The organism is Catenovulum agarivorans DS-2, from assembly GCF_000568405.1.
GTDB lineage: Bacteria > Pseudomonadota > Gammaproteobacteria > Enterobacterales > Alteromonadaceae > Catenovulum > Catenovulum agarivorans_A.
Window position 1 is genome coordinate 27,391 of record NZ_ARZY01000018.1, and the last position, 18,084, is coordinate 45,474.

Annotated in this window: 18 protein-coding genes; 12 read left to right on the plus strand and 6 right to left on the minus strand. The window is 40.5% G+C overall.

Annotated elements, in window-relative coordinates; translation table 11 throughout:
• The first annotated feature begins 1 nt into the window (after nt 1).
• The 8 genes from DS2_RS10475 (at nt 2) to DS2_RS21050 (ending at nt 7,689) form a co-directional block, all read left to right on the plus strand.
• A complete protein-coding gene (locus tag DS2_RS10475) occupies nt 2-2,611 on the plus strand; it encodes a hypothetical protein (RefSeq protein WP_035014711.1) in 2,610 nt (869 codons plus the stop codon).
• A gap of 17 nt (nt 2,612-2,628) precedes the next feature.
• Nucleotides 2,629-3,738 carry a hypothetical protein gene (locus DS2_RS10480; protein ID WP_035014712.1) on the plus strand — a complete coding sequence of 370 codons (1,110 nt, stop codon included), beginning with the start codon at nt 2,629-2,631 and terminating at the stop codon, nt 3,736-3,738.
• A gap of 2 nt (nt 3,739-3,740) precedes the next feature.
• Nucleotides 3,741-4,484: a hypothetical protein gene (locus tag DS2_RS10485; protein ID WP_035014714.1), complete on the plus strand. Its 744-nt coding sequence runs from the start codon at nt 3,741-3,743 to the stop codon at nt 4,482-4,484.
• Nucleotides 4,481-6,271, plus strand: coding sequence for a hypothetical protein (locus DS2_RS10490; RefSeq protein WP_035014715.1), 1,791 nt, complete (start codon nt 4,481-4,483; stop codon nt 6,269-6,271). Before DS2_RS10485 ends, DS2_RS10490 begins: the two co-directional genes overlap by 4 nt.
• Complete coding sequence (locus tag DS2_RS10495) at nt 6,261-6,491, plus strand: hypothetical protein (protein ID WP_035014716.1); 231 nt, start codon at nt 6,261-6,263, stop codon at nt 6,489-6,491. The genes DS2_RS10490 and DS2_RS10495 overlap by 11 nt, the downstream gene beginning before the upstream one ends.
• Nucleotides 6,488-6,778 carry a hypothetical protein gene (locus DS2_RS10500; RefSeq protein ID WP_035014717.1) on the plus strand — a complete coding sequence of 97 codons (291 nt, stop codon included), beginning with the start codon at nt 6,488-6,490 and terminating at the stop codon, nt 6,776-6,778. The genes DS2_RS10495 and DS2_RS10500 overlap by 4 nt, the downstream gene beginning before the upstream one ends.
• 280 nt (nt 6,779-7,058) lie before the next feature.
• Complete coding sequence (locus DS2_RS20445; RefSeq protein WP_152537591.1) at nt 7,059-7,334, plus strand: hypothetical protein; 276 nt, start codon at nt 7,059-7,061, stop codon at nt 7,332-7,334.
• 106 nt (nt 7,335-7,440) lie between these two features.
• Nucleotides 7,441-7,689: a GIY-YIG nuclease family protein gene (locus DS2_RS21050; RefSeq protein ID WP_160168557.1), complete on the plus strand. Its 249-nt coding sequence runs from the start codon at nt 7,441-7,443 to the stop codon at nt 7,687-7,689.
• 12 nt (nt 7,690-7,701) lie between these two features.
• On the opposite strand, the gene plsY is transcribed toward DS2_RS21050, so the two are convergent.
• Nucleotides 7,702-8,304, minus strand: a complete 603-nt coding sequence (gene plsY / locus DS2_RS10515) for a glycerol-3-phosphate 1-O-acyltransferase PlsY (RefSeq protein WP_035014720.1) — start codon at nt 8,302-8,304, stop codon at nt 7,702-7,704.
• Between the two features lie 109 nt (nt 8,305-8,413).
• Here plsY and folB point away from each other — a divergent pair, with 109 nt between their 5' ends.
• Genes folB through DS2_RS10530 form a run of 3 tightly spaced genes read left to right on the plus strand, consistent with a single transcriptional unit; the run spans nt 8,414 to nt 10,053 of the window.
• Nucleotides 8,414-8,764, plus strand: a complete 351-nt coding sequence (gene folB / locus DS2_RS10520) for a dihydroneopterin aldolase (protein WP_035014721.1) — start codon at nt 8,414-8,416, stop codon at nt 8,762-8,764.
• On the plus strand, nt 8,764-9,252 hold the full coding sequence (gene folK / locus DS2_RS10525) for a 2-amino-4-hydroxy-6-hydroxymethyldihydropteridine diphosphokinase (RefSeq protein ID WP_035014722.1): 489 nt from the start codon (nt 8,764-8,766) through the stop codon (nt 9,250-9,252). Before folB ends, folK begins: the two co-directional genes overlap by 1 nt.
• Before the next feature lie 3 nt (nt 9,253-9,255).
• A complete protein-coding gene (locus DS2_RS10530; RefSeq protein ID WP_035014723.1) occupies nt 9,256-10,053 on the plus strand; it encodes an undecaprenyl-diphosphate phosphatase in 798 nt (265 codons plus the stop codon).
• 36 nt (nt 10,054-10,089) lie between these two features.
• Here DS2_RS10530 and yaaA read toward each other — a convergent pair whose 3' ends face one another.
• From yaaA to xthA, 5 genes are all read right to left on the minus strand, one after another.
• Nucleotides 10,090-10,863, minus strand: a complete 774-nt coding sequence (gene yaaA, locus DS2_RS10535; RefSeq protein ID WP_035014724.1) for a peroxide stress protein YaaA — start codon at nt 10,861-10,863, stop codon at nt 10,090-10,092.
• A gap of 73 nt (nt 10,864-10,936) precedes the next feature.
• A complete protein-coding gene (locus DS2_RS10540; protein WP_035014725.1) occupies nt 10,937-12,475 on the minus strand; it encodes a DUF3369 domain-containing protein in 1,539 nt (512 codons plus the stop codon).
• A gap of 124 nt (nt 12,476-12,599) precedes the next feature.
• Nucleotides 12,600-14,318, minus strand: coding sequence for a proline--tRNA ligase (locus DS2_RS10545; protein WP_035014727.1), 1,719 nt, complete (start codon nt 14,316-14,318; stop codon nt 12,600-12,602).
• A 73-nt stretch (nt 14,319-14,391) separates the two neighbouring features.
• Entirely contained in the window at nt 14,392-15,027 is a 636-nt protein-coding gene (locus DS2_RS10550; RefSeq protein WP_268745625.1) for an energy-coupling factor ABC transporter permease, read from the minus strand.
• A 6-nt stretch (nt 15,028-15,033) separates the two neighbouring features.
• Nucleotides 15,034-15,840, minus strand: coding sequence for an exodeoxyribonuclease III (gene xthA / locus DS2_RS10555; protein ID WP_035014729.1), 807 nt, complete (start codon nt 15,838-15,840; stop codon nt 15,034-15,036).
• A gap of 292 nt (nt 15,841-16,132) precedes the next feature.
• Here xthA and dnaK point away from each other — a divergent pair, with 292 nt between their 5' ends.
• Nucleotides 16,133-18,064, plus strand: a complete 1,932-nt coding sequence (dnaK, locus tag DS2_RS10560) for a molecular chaperone DnaK (RefSeq protein WP_035014731.1) — start codon at nt 16,133-16,135, stop codon at nt 18,062-18,064.
• The last annotated feature ends 20 nt before the right edge of the window (nt 18,065-18,084 follow it).

Sequence of the window (18,084 nt, forward strand, 5' to 3'; positions counted from 1 at the left end):
CATGACGATTACGCGCTCAGACATCAAGCTAGCCAAGTCACAAAAAATGACGGATGAAACCGACGCGGGCGGATTTCGCACAAGCAATATAGTTGAAGACGGTAAGCTTAATGAGATATTTGATAACGTTGGCACAATAGATCACGCTGCGGGTAATGTGAGTTTTCGCAAAGTATTTGCAACGGTTGATACTGCAAACACATCTACCTATGGCAACGCCCACATCATTATCGCTAAACCACCAGAAGATAACCGAGTTTCAGTAATGGCTTTTGTTGGCAGCACGGAAGCCGAGCAAAACTCAGGTGCAAAAGAACGAGCCGAGGGGTATGCAGGCCGTACCTTGGTGATTACCGATTCGCAAACATTAGACGACCAGTTCGCCAACGCAACCGCACTGTATTTAACAACGGGTTATGATTTTGAGATAGACCAGGTTTACTACATTGGCATTGAGTACAGCCAACCAGAGGCAAACAACTTACCCAAGGGGGGGCAGTATTTTAAAGTAACTAAAGTCACAAACTTTGGCACATATCAGCAAGTTGAAATTGACCCACCACTCAATAAGGATTACCCCAAAACAGCCAATGTGTTTGACCCAACCGTTGGCCAAGCTGGTGCTATGGTTGAAATTCAGCCGACGGTATTGCGCCAAACATCCGAGCTGGTAGACAACGCACAATATGCAGGCGTGACTATTTTAGCCGACGACATAACCGCGGGTGATGATGTTATTACGGTGAACGATACCCAAACTCAGTTGGTGCCTTTTATTAAGGGTGTATTTACTGAAGATTCAGCGGTTAGTGTGGAAACGTCTGATGCGTACAAACCGTTAAATGATGATGGCACGGGTAAAGTGCGAACCGCGAGTATTGTTGAAACCGTGTTTGCACAAACTAAAAACGTTACAGTTGAAATAGCCGACGTACCTAAGCTAGGTAGCATTACAGCCGTTGCAACTTGGTCTGAAACTTATAGTGGTTTTTTGGGGTCGAGCACACACAAATTTATTTTAAAAGTAAACGAAGAAGGCACGAGTAACGGCACGGTTAGCTATACAAACGGCCAGCTTAAAGCTGTTTTTAGTAACAATGTACCAGGCAATGCAAAAGTTACATTTAACTATATAAGCCAGAGTGCCTACCCGCCGACAACAACCGACGACGTAACACCAGATGCCAACGACGCCAATTTGTATAATTACGACTTGCCAGCAGACACCGCCATTGTTGAAGGTAGTTTGTTGTTTGAACAAGTCACCTCGGCAACATCTACCAGCAAAACCATAGAACGTTTATACGATAAAGCAGGCGATATTTTGAAAAAATCGACTGTGCAAAACTTTGGTACCTACTTTAGTCAAACCACAACTTTAACCAATGTGGGCAGTATAGATTACCAATCGGGTGATATTCGCTGGACTGAAAATAACACCAGTTTGCCGCTTGAGTTGTTTAACAATATGTACTTAAAAAACTTGTTAGCAACAACCAGCAACTTAACGTTCAACATTACAACCGATGAATTTAAGCGTGAATCACTTAATATTCGTGCGACTTTGCCGAATGACAATTTAGTTAGTTTATCGGCTGATGCGAATGGCGACATTACAGGTACTGGCGGCTCGGGCACCGTGTCGCTAGATGGTTTGGTCAGTGTTACTTTTGATTCGCCTGTGTTGGCTGAGTCTATCCAATACGATTATGTTTTTTATAAAGATACGGCGGTACCAGAAGCATTAACTGGAATTGATCCTGTTCGTTTGCCGACAAATGGTCGTGTGCCTTTTATCCGTCAGTTTGATGTGATCGTTATTCACAACACTCAAGAACAAGCATTAGCCACGCCAGCCATTAACGATACCATTGATTTAGGCCGTATTAATGTCGGCTGGGTAGATATTGTGGATGCAAACGGCATTAGTTTATATACCGCCGACGATCAGCATTATTCACTCGACCAAGCCACAGGTATTGTAACTGTTAATACTGATTGGTTAGCCCAAGGTTTCACCGCTCCGTTTACCGCCTTTGACATGATAGAAGAAACTGTTTTAGTCAGCGGTGTGCAAGGCAACCGAGTGTATACCGCATTGCCGATTAGCCGCAATTATACCGCTGGTGATACCTATATTAGTACCGCACTGCAGCTTGGTGATTTATTCGCTCAGGTTAAACATGTATTTGACCAAAATGTTTGGCTAGGTAACTGGACGAATGACGTTTCAGGCGAACCAGCCGACGCGGGTTTTGACAACATCAATAATCCAATCACGGTAAATAACCGCAGCGCAATAACAGAGCGTTGGCGCATTGAGTTTTTAGATTCTGATAATTTTGAACTGTATGGCGAGCAGCTTGGTTTAGTTGGCACTGGTAATAAAACGGTCGACTTTAGCCCAATAAACCCACAAACCAGCTTGCCATATTTTACAGTGCCCAGCGCTGGTTGGTCAGGCGGCTGGAGTATCGGCAATATTCTGCGGTTTAACACAATTGGTGCAGCCAAACCCATATGGTTTGTACGCTCGGTGTTGCCAAGTATTGCATCTATTGAACAAGACGATATCCGCGTGCAGATACGCGGCAATATTACACAAGCTTAATTGGGGAGTTTTTACGTATGGCTTTAGATACAACAAAGTTTTTGGGCGGTGATGGCTCAGCGGTTAATCCTTACATTATTCATAATGAAGATGCGTTGTTAGCTTTGATTGGTGATGAGCATTCGGATGGTAGTGCACAGAGTAAGTATTTTGAAGTTGTTGCAGATATAGACATAACCTATCTTTCTATTTTTACGCTGAAAATCGCTAGCATTGATGGCAGTGTGATTAATGGTAACGGACATAGCCTATATTTTCCGATACTGCATTCAAATAGCGGATTTGACTGTTTATTTATAGGGGTAAATACAGCTGAGATTTACAACCTGCATATAGACGTTGAAGGAAAATCCGGTGTATCGTCTTATGGCCCAGTTCGTCGTTGTAAGTTATACAATTGCATGTTAACCGGAAATTATGGTGACATTCGAGGGGCTACGCTTGATACGCCACCTCAAAATTTACAAAATTGTTTGTTCAATTTGCAAGGGTCTACGCTTGATAAATTATCAACGAGTTCAAGCTATTCGAGTGTTACGTCATATTATGTTGAAGGCTCGGCACCTATTACGTCAACAGCCTCAGAAGGACTTGTTTTAAATGCAGATAAATTGTTAGCTGCATCTTACCCAAATCTAGCTCCAGAACACTGGAACGTTGTTGACGGAGCATTACCCACATTAAAAATAAAACCATACAGTGGTTTACCAGTCACCCGAGTTGCAGGCATATCTAAATTAGACGGCGTACCTGCCAAACGCCGAATTACAGTGCAAGACTTCAATGGTGGTCGTATTGCTCGCACTTATAGTGACGAGTTAACAGGCGAATTTAGTATTCAAACCAGTCCTTACAAAACAGGCGTCACTGTAATTGTTGACGATGAAATTGGCACTGAAATTCAATCTAGTAAAGCTTACACAGTCGGTCAAATTGTTCACCACGCGGACTATGCAGGCATTGCTTATGTTTGCACGACAGCTGGTACAACAGGTGCAACATTGCCAGAAACCAACACTTACCCTGAAAGCGGCACCGTTACCATTGGCACAGCCGTATTTGCTGCCAAGCCAATAAACAAGCCGCAAATATTTAGCCCTGTTAAACCTGAAGTTATTTTGGAGTAAACATGGGCTTTAAGTACTTATACAACCCGCAAAGCTTAGACTCAGATAGCACAGAGCGAGCATTTAGTTTAACTGGGTGCATTGAGTTTCTAGGTGAGGCCGCGGAGGACTTACGTGAGCCATACAATCCAAGTGCAAGCCAACTCGAAAGTGATAACAGCGCTATTACCGAATTATTTACCAGTGTTGAATCAAACGTTATTGGCTCAGGCGAACCCGCTTTATATTTACTTGGTGGTCAAACACAAGAGCAAAACCAAAACGTATCGCGGCCAATTGTGGTTAATCAGTATTTAAACGGCAATATTACGCAGGTTGGCGCTGGACAAAGTCGTTCGGGCGATGGTGGTTTTACCATAGGTTTATACACAACGTCGGCAACACATTTAATTGCGACAAGTTGGCAGCAGTTTGGTGATGTATTTGGGGCGTTAAAATTGGTGATAGTTGGTGAGGTTGTTCGGCCAAGTATCGCCAACGGGTTTGTTTACCATGTTTTGAATAATGGCAGTTTGGGCGCAGTAGAGCCGAACTGGCCAACACAAGCAGATGAACAAATTACCAGTGGCAGTGTGACGCTCAAAGCGGTTGTGTATTTTCAGCCTGTTGCACATGCGCCATTAACAGCTGAAAAGAATTATGCATCAGGTGCGTTTCCTGCCGAGGTTCGACAAGCTGACTCATGCCCTGTGTTTGATCCTGATAGTTTTGAGCTATCAGCCGATGTACGGGCGATGTTCGCATGATATTTAATTTCACTAATCTCAGCTATCAACCACCTATACCTTTGTTATTTAACTTTGGTGTGGATGATGTTGTGGTTATTGAACCAGCAGCGCCACCACCCAATACAATTACCCCTTTGCTATTTAGTTATAAACAAAACCAAGGTATTGATGCTGATTTAAACGTGCAATATTTGCAGCCAATGGAGCAAGCAAACGATTTGGTAAATACTTTTTGGCAAGAAATTGCGCCTGCTATTGTCTATTTAGGGACTGACTTTTTACACATTGAGCAGACCAATTCAACAGCGGTAAAAATGCAGTGGAGCCATAAAGCCGATGACGCAACCGATTTAACTTCTATATATAGAGAAGTAGACGCATTGGTAAATGGCGTTGTATCTTTGTTTAAACATAGCAAGGTACTCGCTGCTAAATTACAAACCACTTATCAGCTACCACCCAAATTTGAAACCGCATTTAAATTTGGGTACCAGGATTTAAAAGCACAAAGTGTTCACTATAACGCACGCTTTAATCATGTAGAGCAAGTAACCGACACCACCACAATTTTGTGGGGGCCTGTACCGTACTTTCATATCTGCCATTATGAATATATTCCTCCAGGGCCAAGCCAGGTTAAATTCAACTTTTGGGATAACTCATTGTCATCACTCACATTTAACTTTGATGGCCAGCAAAACCCGAAAGTCTGTGTAACGGGTGGTAGCTATTTTGTGCCAACCACATCAGTACCCACAATAGACAAGCCAATCATAACAACGGTTTATCGCAGGAGAGTTCACAAAGTGATCCACTCATTAAAATGTTTTAGAGATTCTGATAATGCGCCTGTGCATATCACTTCTTTCAATATGAATACCAGCCGTGACCAGTGGGGCTTTAGTTTTGCAATGCAATGCGCCAGCAAAGGCGAAGCAGCTAAACTTGCCCACGTAAATGGCGAACCTGTGGACGTTCGCATTGAGTTAAACGGCCATGTTATTCGCGGCATTGCTGAAAATATAAGCCGCAGCAAAGCATTTGGCAGCAACAAGTTTAGCGTTTCTGGTCGTTCTATTGTTGCAAGGCTCGCGCAGCCTTTTGAAATTCCAACCGCTTATGCGAACTCAAGCGCAATGAATGCAACGCAAATTATTAATGACGTGCTTACTGGTACGGGTTGGACGTACACATTTGATTTAACCGATTGGCTTATCCCCGCAGGCGCATTAAACCTACAATCAGCATCAACCATTGATGTTATCACTACTATCGCAAAAGCCGCAGGCGGCATAGTAATCGCCGATACTGACTTTAAAGACATTCAGTTATTGCCGCGAAATAAAGCACCGTACTGGACACTTGGCCAAGCAACCGAAGACCACCAGATTAATGATTCAGTGATATTTAGCCAGAGCGACAACCCAGCCAATACACCCTTATATAACGCGGTTTTTGTACGTGGTGAGCAGCAAGGCGTATCAACCAAAATTAAACGTAATGGCACATTGGGCGACAAATTGGCCACGGATGTTGTTGACTCACTCATTACCCATATAGATGCCGCAAGACAGCGCGGTACCAGTGAGTTAGCCGAAGCTGGCAAAGGCGCAAATTTTAGCTACACAACCACCATTATGGATGGCTTGCCCATTATTAAACCAGGTGCGCTGATTGCGGTGGACGAGTCAGCCGAGCAATACAAAGTTATTTGTGATGCGGTGAGTGTATCGGCCCAAGTTTCTAACAAAGGGCTGTTAACCGTGCGCCAATCAATTACAGGGTATCGAAGTTATGAGCAATAACTTACAGCGCTTAACCGCCCTAGTTGGCGATAACCAAAGTAAAACGGTTGCGACTGTAACCGCGGTAAATGCTGATGGTACCTGCAAAGTGCAGCTAAACAGTGGCGTGGCAATAACTGTATTTGGCGAAGGTTACGCCGTATCAGACAAGGTTTATATAGAAGCTGGCAGAGTGTTGGCGAAAGCCGCCGATTTGCCTTATACCGAGATAGAGATATGAAAGTTGATTATGAGTTTGAAGAGATTGGCCATTTTGTTCGACTTAACCTAGACAGTGATACATTCAATGGCACGCTATTAGTCCAGTACGGCATATATGATGAAGCAACGATTAAAGGCCTATCATGCCAAGGCTTAACAATCAGCTTACTACGCCCATTAATCAAGTTCCTAGCCCAACGCGGCATCAAAACAATCCACTACGAACGCCGAAAGCACGGCAAGACAATCAAAAAATCACAATCGATAGAGTTTTTTATAAAACGGTTTAAAAAGATAGGCAGTTAAGTTATGTTGTTCTGTCTTAACTTTTGTAAAGGACAGTAAATTAATACTGCTATTGATTCTAATGACTCTAACACCCTCAGACGTAACCGCTATATGCGCAACTTTTATAGCTTTATTAGCACTAGTTGTATCTCTTGTTCAACTTAAAATACAGAGAAAGCATAATCAGCTTTCTTTGAGACCGTACTTAAATTGCAATTTTAGGTTTGATACTGCTAAGCCAATATCCTTTCGGGTTGAAAATAAAGGCCAAGGGGTAGCTATAATCAAGGCGCTTGTTATGGTTAATTTAGGTAAGAGGAAAATAATAAAGAATCACTTCGATATGGAAAGTGCTTTTCTTGAAGCAGGCATTGATCTTAATAAAGTTTCTTTTTCAGGTTCTATTCCCGCTCGAGAGGGCTATCTAATGCCTGGAGATAGCCTTACTTTGATAGAGTTTCATGAATCAGCAAAGGATACCGGTTTGTATAAATTTTTAAATGAGAAGTTAGACCCTGTCCATTTTGAAATTGAGTATGAATGTGTGTATCAAAAACGGTATAGTACCCATTGATTTTGTTTTGCGAGTATTTTTCTAGTTACATATGTTACTTTTTGATGATATTTTGATTTTTTAAATTTTCGCACTTATCGCAGTTTAAAGGTTGTTTTTTCGCGGCTTGCATCACGATAACAGCCTATATACAGGCGTTACAACCAATGTTGAACGCCGTTTTCAAGAACACATGTCCCAAGCTAAACCTGCTGCTAAATACTTCAGAGCTAGAAAGGCGATTTCAGTTGAACTATCGCATGCCTGTATATCCAAAAGACAAGCTTATCAACTTGAATACAAAATAAAACGTTTAAATAAATGCTTGAAAGAACAACTGGTGAGAGGTTTATTAGATATAAACCAGTTATTGTAACCACGTTAATCGTTAGCTGTTTCGCTCTCTTTTATTATCAATTGTTGGCTCACAGCCTTGTAACAATCTTTTGATATTTGGAATATGTCTAATAATGATTAAAGCAGTTAACATACACACAGCGTAAGTATATTTAGGTTTTAGCAACCATACAAACAGAGGTGCAAGTGACACTGCAACAATAGATGCAATAGAAGAGTAGCGTGTTTTATAAGCAGTCACTATCCAAGTTAATGCCAAAGCGACTCCAAGCTCCAAACCTATAGGTAGTAATACTCCAAAGGCTGTCGCTACGGCTTTTCCTCCTCTAAATTTGTGATAGATTGGGAATATATGGCCAATACAGCAACTGATCGCGATTAAACCTAATTCCAATGGTTGGAAGCCTAAAAAATAAGCGCCCCACAATGGGATAGTCCCTTTAAATACGTCAATAGTGAAAGTACAGATAGCAGGTTTAAAACCAGCTATTCGATACATATTGGTCGCTCCTGGGTTTTTTGAACCGTGTTCAATTGGACTAGATGTATTGAATAGGCGGGATGTTATGCGAGCGCCAGACATCGAACCGATTAAATAGGCAGCAACTAGCATAATTAATAGGGATGTTGACATAGAGTTAGGTTTTTTCCAAAGATAAAACAGGGTAAACTGCACAAGCTTAGAGCTTACAATATTTCTTAACTCAATTCACCAAGCTGTCATAATTAATTTAGGTGCAAAAATGAAGGACATTGTGTTTATTCACAATTTGACCATAGAAACCATTATCGGGGTTTTTAATTGGGAGCATAAAATTAAACAAAGTTTAATACTTGATTTAGATATTCAGTGGGATAATTCAGCACCTGCTGCTAACGATGATTTATCATTAGCACTTGACTATTCAGCAGTTGCCGACTTTACACAAATCTATTGTAGTGCTCGTCAATTTGAGTTGATAGAAACCTTAGGTGAAAAGTTGTGTCAGGTCTTGTTCAAAAAATTTCCAATAGAAGAGATCAGGTTAAAAATAACTAAGCCGGATGCGCTTGAAAACGCTCGTGTAGGAATAGTAATTGAGCGGGCGCGTTAATGACATTAGTAGCAGTTAGCCTAGGCACAAACAAGCAAACTGAATTTCATCTAAAAAAAGCAATCTTCTTGCTTCGGCCTTTTATTGAAGATATGTCTATATCTCCAGTATATGAGAGCGAGCCGGTGAAATTCGGCGGAGAGAATTTTAACAACATCGTTTTTGGTGGTAATACTGAATTGACTCTAAACCAATTGGTAAGATTACTAAAATCGGTAGAGAATCAATATGGACGTAACCGGAGTGCGCAAAACAAATCTGAGATCACCTTAGATTTAGATTTATTGTTTTACGGGAATGAAGTCACAGAGCAACCTTTGAGTCTACCAAGAGGCGAAATAACAGAAAATGCATTTGTTTTATTTCCACTGTGTGATATTTACCCTAGTCAACTTCACCCTAAACTGAATAAAACTTATAGTCAGTTAAAGGCTGAGTATAACAACCCACAACAAAAACTTTGGACTATTAACTTTCATTGGGATTGATAGATGTCGATTATAGAAATTATTGTTTTAGCATTAATACAGGGACTCACCGAGTTTTTACCCATATCAAGCTCAGCGCATTTGATTTTACCTTCACAAATTTTAGGGTGGCATGACCAAGGGTTAGCGTTTGATGTAGCTGTTCATGTTGGCTCTCTTGCCGCGGTTGTTATTTATTTTAGAAAAGAAGTAAAAACTATATTGGCAGCCATGCTACGGCAACTAACGAATAAAACATCTTCAGCGGATGCTAAACTTGGCTGGTTAGTCGCGCTGGCGACAATTCCTGCTTTATTATTTGGACTCGCTTTTAAAGATATAATAGAGGTTTACGCTCGCTCTACCGCTGTTATTGCAACCACAACTATAGTATTTGGTTTATTACTTTGGTGGGCTGATGCAAAAGCAAAACAAACACTATCAATGAATCTGTTAAGTTGGCAAAAGGCTTTAATTATTGGCATTGCTCAAGCGATTGCGATGATACCTGGAACATCTCGTTCCGGCATAACTATAACGGCTGGATTATTGCTAGGGCTAAGCCGCAGTGAAGCGGCAAAATTTTCTTTTTTGATGTCGATTCCAATTATTTTAATTGCTGGTTCTTATCAGACACTCAAATTAGCCACAGGGACTGAGCTTGTAGATTGGAATGCTATTATTTGGGGAACTTCTTTATCTTTTGTTAGTGCTTATGCATGTATTTACTTTTTCTTGTCGGTAATCGAAAAGATGGGCATGTTGCCTTTTGTGGTATATAGACTGATTTTGGGTGGGATACTAATAGCGCTCATGTTCTAGTAGCGCTATTAGCTGGTTAATGCAATTGTTGTTTGGTTATTGCTCTTTACGACAAAAAACAGGCTTGATGTCCGTAGAGAGCTCTGGGCTATACTGATAACCTGCCATTTCAAATTTGCGTAATCCATCGAGCGTTTCAATTTCGTTTTCAATTAGGTATCGAGCCATCAACCCCCGAGCTTTTTTAGCAAAAAAGCTGATAGTTTTGTACTGTCCATTTTTCCAATCTTTAAATTCTGGGCTAATAATTTTTCCGTTAAACTCTTTAGCTTTTACTGATTTAAAATATTCATTCGAAGCTAGATTTACCAAGGTTTTTCCGTTTACTTCATCAGCTAACTCATTTAGCTTATTAGTAATAATATTGCCCCAGAATTGATACAGATTTCGCCCGCGCGGGTTTTCAAGTTTAGTCCCCATCTCTAAACGATAAGGCATCATTAAATCGAGTGGTTTTAGCAGGCCATACAATCCAGATAATATCCTTAAGTGTTGCTGAGCATATTCAATTGCAACAGGTTTTAAGTTGTATGCATCTAACCCCGTATAGACATCACCATTAAACGCAAACAGAGCTTGTTTGGCATTGTCTAAGGTAAAAGTATCGGTCCAGTCGGCAAAGCGAGCAGCATTCAAACCTGCTAATTTGTCGCTAATGCCCATTAGGTTTGACAAATCAAGCGGTGTTAACTTTTTGCATACATCAGCAAGGTCTTTACTGTCGGCTAATAGCTCAGGCTGAGTATATTCTGATGTGGGCACATCTGTTTCGTAATCTAAATTTTTAGCTGGAGAGATAACTATAATCATAAAACAACTAGACTTTAATAAACTAAAGTCTAAGTGTAACTCGAAATACCGTTAGTTTACAGAGGCTTTCGACTTAGAATTCGTCGGGGTTTAGTTCTCGTATAGTGGTAAATAATTCATAATTTTCCAACATGATATCAACGAGTCTGGGCTCAAATTTTTTCCCAGATTCTTCTTTTAATAATGCTTTAATTCTGTCATCACTCCATGGCTCTTTGTAGCTGCGCCTTGAGCCTAATGCATCAAACACGTCGGCTATTGCGACTATTCTGGCTTCAAGTGGGATTTTCTCCCCAATGAGTCCATCTGGGTATCCAGTTCCATCCCAATTTTCATGATGATGCCTGGCAATTTTTGCGCCCGCTTTGGTTATTGGTTTGCGAGAGTTTTTCAGTAAATCACCTCCTATTTCTGCATGCCTGAGCATAATGCTCCATTCCTTTGCATCTAACTTGCCGGGTTTATGCAGAATTTGCTCTGGTATCGCAATTTTACCAACATCATGCAGTGGCGCTGCGTGGGTTAGAGTGCTAACAAATTTTTCATCGCAGCCATACAAACTCGCTAGTTCATGGCAAATTAAAGAAACGCGTTTAACATGTGCGCCAGTTTCTTTACTGCGCATCTCAATAGCATCGCCTAGTATATATATCAATTCAGCTTGTGTAGTTGTCAGGTCTTCTCGGTAGGTTACATTTTCGAAAACGAGCGCTATATTGGTCGCGTAGATTTCTAATAAACGAATATGGAATTCATCAACTGGCTGTGTAAATTGTGCCAAAAGTACTGACTCAGTTAGATCAGCTGTTTGATAGTAGCCAACATAAATATTCTCATCTATGTACGTTTTTTTATTGGCGAACGCACTGTCTATAAGCGCTTTAGATTTATCCGAAATATTGATACTGCTGTAGTTGTGACCGTAGCCAACGTAATTACCTGTTGCACCGAGTATGATTTTATCGTCGTCGGTATATTTGTCAGTTGAAGTGTGAGCGACATACAGTGATGAGCATTCAATTTCTAATAAATCGAAAAGTTGTATAAGTGAAGCGGAACCAAATTCGATTATAGAGTGCGTTTTTAGAATGTTAGTTGACGCTGACACTAGCCGTTGGAACCCGTTTAGACTCTTTTCTATGGTGACTATGTCTCTGTAAGACCTTATGCCTGAAAAAACACATGTTGCAAGTTTGCGAGCGGTTAGCTCTGTTTTTTCCTTGTAATCGTTAATGTCGTAATCTCTAATAACTTGCTCTTCAGGGGCTGTTCCTGCTTGGCCGGTGCGTAAGATAAGGCGGATAGATTTGTTTTGTAATTCGGTTCTTATCCAATGGACTAAGTCTAATCCGGCGTGATCGGTTTCCATGACAACATCAACAAAAGCCAGTGCGATATCTTGCTCTTGTTGTAAGATTGCTTTAGCTTCCGAGCCGCTATATGCGTTGAGTAACTGGAGCTTTCTTCCTTCGATTTCCAGATCGTTTAACACTAACCCTGTAACCTGATGAATAAAGTTATCATCGTCAACCACTAATATTTTCCAATATTGTGTTTCTTTTTGTTCAGTAATCGTGTCTTCGGCAAACTCAAATAAGTCGTTATCACTCATGTTTAACAAGTGTCAATTATTAAAACTTATTAAAAGTGTAGACCAATTTATTAAGATGCGACTGTAAATCAATAGATTTAATTAAGGCCAGATAGACACTGGCCTTAGATTGGAGAGTTGAAAACTAGAGGAGGTTTTTAATGAAATCGAAAACTTGATCAATTTCAAGTGACTGTTTTTCACCAGTCATACGGTTTTTATATTCAACTTTGCCTTCATCTAGGTTGCGTTCACCAATAACAACCACATGTGGTACACCCACTAGTTCCATATCAGCAAACATAACACCTGGGCGCTCCTTTCTATCATCGAATAAAACATCTATACCCGCATCTTGAAATGCTTGGTATAACTTATTTGCAACTTCAGGAATACGATGCGATTTGTGCATGTTCATTGGTAATATACCCACTTGGAAAGGGGCTATTGCAGCAGGCCATTTTATTCCATATTTATCGTGGTTTTGCTCGATCGCTGCGGCAACTATGCGTGAAACACCTATACCGTAACAACCCATAGTCAGTGTTTCATGTTTACCTGATTCAGTTAAAACACCGGCTTTCATAGCTTCGCTGTATTTGGTGCCCAATTGGAATATGTGTCCAACTTCAATCCCTCGTTTAATACTGAGTGTCCCTTGGCCACATGGGCTTGGGTCACCTTCAACAATATTGCGAATGTCTGCTGTTTTATAGTTATTGATATCTCTATCCCAGTTTGCGCCAGTTAAGTGAAAACCTGTTTCATTTGCACCGCAAACAAAGTCTGCTAAATGCGCAGCGCTATAGTCAACAATAACAGGGACACTTAAACCTACAGGGCCGATAGAACCCGCATCACAATTAGCTGTTTGTTTAATTTGTTCTTCGGCAGCAAAGGTTAATGGAGCAAAAACTTCTGGGAACTTTTCTGCTTTAACTTCGTTTAACTCGTGATCACCACGCAGTACTAATGCAACAACACCTTCAGCTTCACCTTCGTCATTTGCTCCAACAACTAATAGCGTTTTAACGGTTTGTTTATGGTCGACTTTTAATAATTCGCTTACTTCTGCAATACTATGGGCATTTGGCGTTGCTACTTTGTTTAATTGTTCGTTTGCTTGTGGACGTTCACCTTCAGGTGCCAGTGCCTCGGCTTTTTCTATGTTGGCTGCATAGTCGCTGCCATTACTGAAGACGATGGCATCTTCACCTGACTCGGCTAAAACATGGAATTCGTGTGATGTACTTCCACCAATTGAACCTGTGTCAGCTAGCACTGGCCGATACTCTAAACCTAAACGGTCAAAAATATTACAGTATGCTTGATGCATTGTTTGGTAAGTTTTTTCTAAACAATCGCTGTCTAGATGGAATGAATAAGCATCTTTCATTAAAAACTCACGTGAACGCATAACCCCAAAACGAGGGCGAACTTCATCACGGAATTTAGTTTGCACTTGATACAGATTAATCGGCAGTTGTTTGTAACTGCTTATTTCCTTACGAACTAATTCGGTAATAACCTCTTCGTGAGTCGGGCCTAATAAAAAAGGTCGTTGATGTCTGTCTTGTATACGAAGTAACTCTGGCCCAAATTTATCCCATCGTCCTGATTCTTCCCACAGATCTGCAGGCTGCACAACTGGCATCAAAACCTCGATGGCTCCAGCTTTGTTCATTTCTTCGCGGACGATGTTTTCGACTTTGCGTAAAACTTTTAACCCCGAAGGTAGCCAAGTGTATAAACCTGATGCAAGTTTGCGGATCATACCCGCTCTAAGCATAAGCTGATGGCTGATTACCTCAGCATCGGAAGGGGTTTCTTTTTGTGTAGCTAATAAATATTGAGTAGTGCGCATTTAAGCAAATTCCATGAATAAAACGAAAAATGAGTATCTATATCTGTTAGGTGTATATTTTATGCCAGTAAATCTATTTGTCATCTAAATACTGTTCGTCGTAAAAGGTCCTTACCCAAGAAGGGGCATAAATTATCCCAATTGTCATGGTCATACCATTTAAAAGTGCTTCAGGGAAAGCGAGCAAAACCAGTAAAATAAGGTAATTGTCGAATACAAGTTCCCAGCTATATTGGCCTGTTAGTGCCAATATGCCAGAAATACTGAGCATTTTTAAACAAATCGATAAGGCACCAGCAAAAAATCCACAAATAAATACATAGATAAAAAAGTGCCGCGGCAATTTATGATAGCTAATAACATAAACCAGGTAGGTTGTTAGTGCCGGAATACATACACCACAGATTAGTTGCATATAGGCATTATCCCATTGATAGCTGCCGAGCATGCAATTGATTAATGTTGCAATAAAACCTGCATAAATAGCTAATCGGGGGCCAAGAAACAATGTGCAGGCCGACATCCACAAAAAGTGAACTTCTAAGCCATCATAGATACTCGCTTGAATTGACCATAATATGGTAAGCAATGCTGTATAACCGAAAAGAAGGTGTTGTTTGTTTTTCTCTGTCATTAAAAGCCGAAGTGTACTTTTATCAAAAGCTAAGTAAGCGACAGCAAAAAATACCAAGAGGTTTAACAGCATCATTTTACCTTATTTAAAAGTTGTCCAAATTGGCGCGTGGTCAGAGGGTTTTTCGATACCACGCAACTCGTAGTCAATGTCACTTTCAACCGCTCTCGCACTCAATGCTGGAGTGGCTAATACTAGGTCAATTCGCAGGCCTCTGTTGTCGTCAAATCCTCTAGAGCGATAGTCAAACCAGCTATATCTCTCAGTCGTTTGTGGATGTAAGTTTCTGTATGTGTCAGTAAAGCCCCAAGCTAATAAAGTATTCAACCATGCTCTTTCTTCAGGTAAAAATGAACACTTACCAGTCTTTAACCATCTTTTGGCGTTGGCTTCACCAATACCTATGTCTAAGTCTGTATGTGAAATGTTCATGTCTCCAATTATGGCAATGTTTTGCTCTGGTGAATAATTGTTATTAAGCTCAGCCATTAAATCTTGATAAAATTTTTCTTTTGCTGGAAATTTTATTGGATGATCGCGATTTTCACCTTGTGGGAAATAACCGTTAAATACAGTCACATCTTGTCCTTGCTCGTCTTGGTACGTAGCAATGATCATTCTTCTTTGCGCATCTTCATCGTCGGTTTTAAAGCCTTTTTGCACAAAAGTTGGTTTTTGCTTAGACACTAAAGCTACGCCATAATGTGCTTTTTGACCGAAAAATTCGACGTGATAGCCCATGTCTAAAATTGCTTGCAAAGGAAAAGCATCGTCATGGACTTTTATTTCCTGCAGTCCAATCACATCTGGTTGATGTTTATCTATTACTGCTTGTAATTGGTGTAAGCGAGCTCTTAAGCCGTTTATGTTGAATGAGATAATTTTCATAAAATGCATTAATTAAATTTAGTTTGTGTGAAGTTTAGGGATTTGTTTTTGCCTTGGCAAACTTAAGGCGAGTCAATTTGTTCGAAAAAACGGCAAACGTAAGGTTATTTTTAATTTATTTGGCATTTGTGGCTTGAAAAGGCTAAATGCAGCCTTACTTATAGGTCAAGGCTATAAAGCAGACGACTTTTAGCAACAAATTTTTTTTAGTATGGGTATTGAATACTGAATAGAAAGACCCCACTAAAAAAGCAGGTTTTTAACACATTTAATTTATTCGGAGATTTTCCAAATGGGCAAAATCATCGGTATTGACTTAGGTACTACCAATTCATGTGTTGCTGTTTTAGACGGCGACAAAGCAAAAGTTATTGAAAATGCAGAGGGTGATCGCACAACTCCTTCAATTATTGCATATACAGAAGATGGCGAAACTTTAGTAGGTCAGCCTGCTAAGCGCCAAGCTGTAACGAATCCTCAAAATACGTTATTCGCGATTAAGCGTCTAATTGGTCGCCGTTTTACAGATAAAGAAGTGCAACGCGACGTAGATATTATGCCATTCAAAATTACTCAAGCAGACAATGGTGATGCTTGGGTTGAGGTGAAAGGCGAGAAAATGGCACCACCTCAGGTTTCTGCAGAAGTTTTGAAAAAAATGAAAAAAACTGCAGAAGACTATTTAGGTGAAAAAGTAACTGGTGCAGTAATCACTGTTCCTGCTTACTTTAATGATGCACAACGCCAAGCAACTAAAGATGCTGGTCGAATTGCAGGTTTAGAAGTTAAGCGTATTATCAACGAACCAACTGCTGCTGCGTTAGCGTACGGCATGGACAAAAAGTCTGGCGATAACGTTATTGCTGTATACGATTTAGGTGGTGGTACGTTTGATATTTCAATCATCGAAATTGACGAAGTAGACGGCGAGCATACGTTCGAAGTATTAGCGACTAATGGTGATACTCATTTAGGTGGTGAAGACTTTGATAATCGCTTAATTAACTACTTAGTTGATCAGTTTAAAGCTGACCAAGGTTTTGATTTACGCAAAGACCCATTAGCTATGCAGCGTTTAAAAGAAGCTGCTGAAAAAGCTAAAATTGAGTTGTCTTCTGCGCAACAAACTGAAGTGAACTTGCCATACATTACAGCTGATGCATCAGGTCCTAAGCATTTAAATATTAAAGTAACTCGTTCCAAATTAGAGTCTTTAGTTGAAGATATGGTTAAAGCATCATTAGAGCCAGTTAAGCAAGCACTTAAAGATGCAGACTTATCTGTAAGCGACGTAAATGACGTGATTCTAGTGGGTGGTCAAACACGTATGCCACTAGTTCAAAAAACGGTTACTGAGTTCTTCGGTAAAGAACCTCGTAAAGACGTTAACCCTGATGAAGCTGTTGCCGTAGGTGCTGCTGTCCAAGGTGGTGTGCTTTCTGGTGATGTTACTGACGTATTATTGTTAGACGTAACGCCATTGTCTCTAGGTATTGAGACTATGGGTGGTGTGATGACAGCGTTAATCGAGAAAAACACGACTATCCCAACTAAGAAGTCGCAAACTTTCTCAACTGCTGATGATAATCAATCTGCGGTAACGGTTCACGTTATCCAAGGTGAGCGTAAACAAGCGAGTGCGAACAAATCTCTAGGTCAATTTAACTTAGAAGGTATTCGTCCTGCACCACGTGGCGTACCACAAATTGAAGTTACATTTGATATTGATGCGGATGGTATCTTACACGTATCTGCTAAAGATAAAGATACTGGTACAGAGCAGAAGATTACCATTAAAGCTTCTTCTGGTTTATCAGATGAAGAAGTGGAAAAGATGGTACGAGAAGCAGAAGCTAATGCCGATGCTGATAAGAAATTTGAAGAGTTAGTGCAAGCTCGTAACCAAGCTGACGGTTTAGTGCATGCAACTAAGAAACAAGTTGAAGAAGCGGGTGCAGAATTAGCTGCTAATGATAAAGAAGCTATTGAATCAGCTATTGCTGATTTAGAAACTGCGCTTAAAGGTTCAGACAAAGATGAGATTGACGCTAAGTCGCAAGCTTTAGTTCAGGCTTCGCAAAAATTAGTTGAAATTGCACAAGCAAAAGCGCAAGCACAGGGCGGTGATGCAGGTGCTCAAGCTGGAGCAGAGCAACCACAATCTCAAGCAGCAGATGATGTTGTTGATGCTGAATTTGAAGAAGTTAAAGACGATAACAAGTAATTTGTAGTCGAGTCTTTACG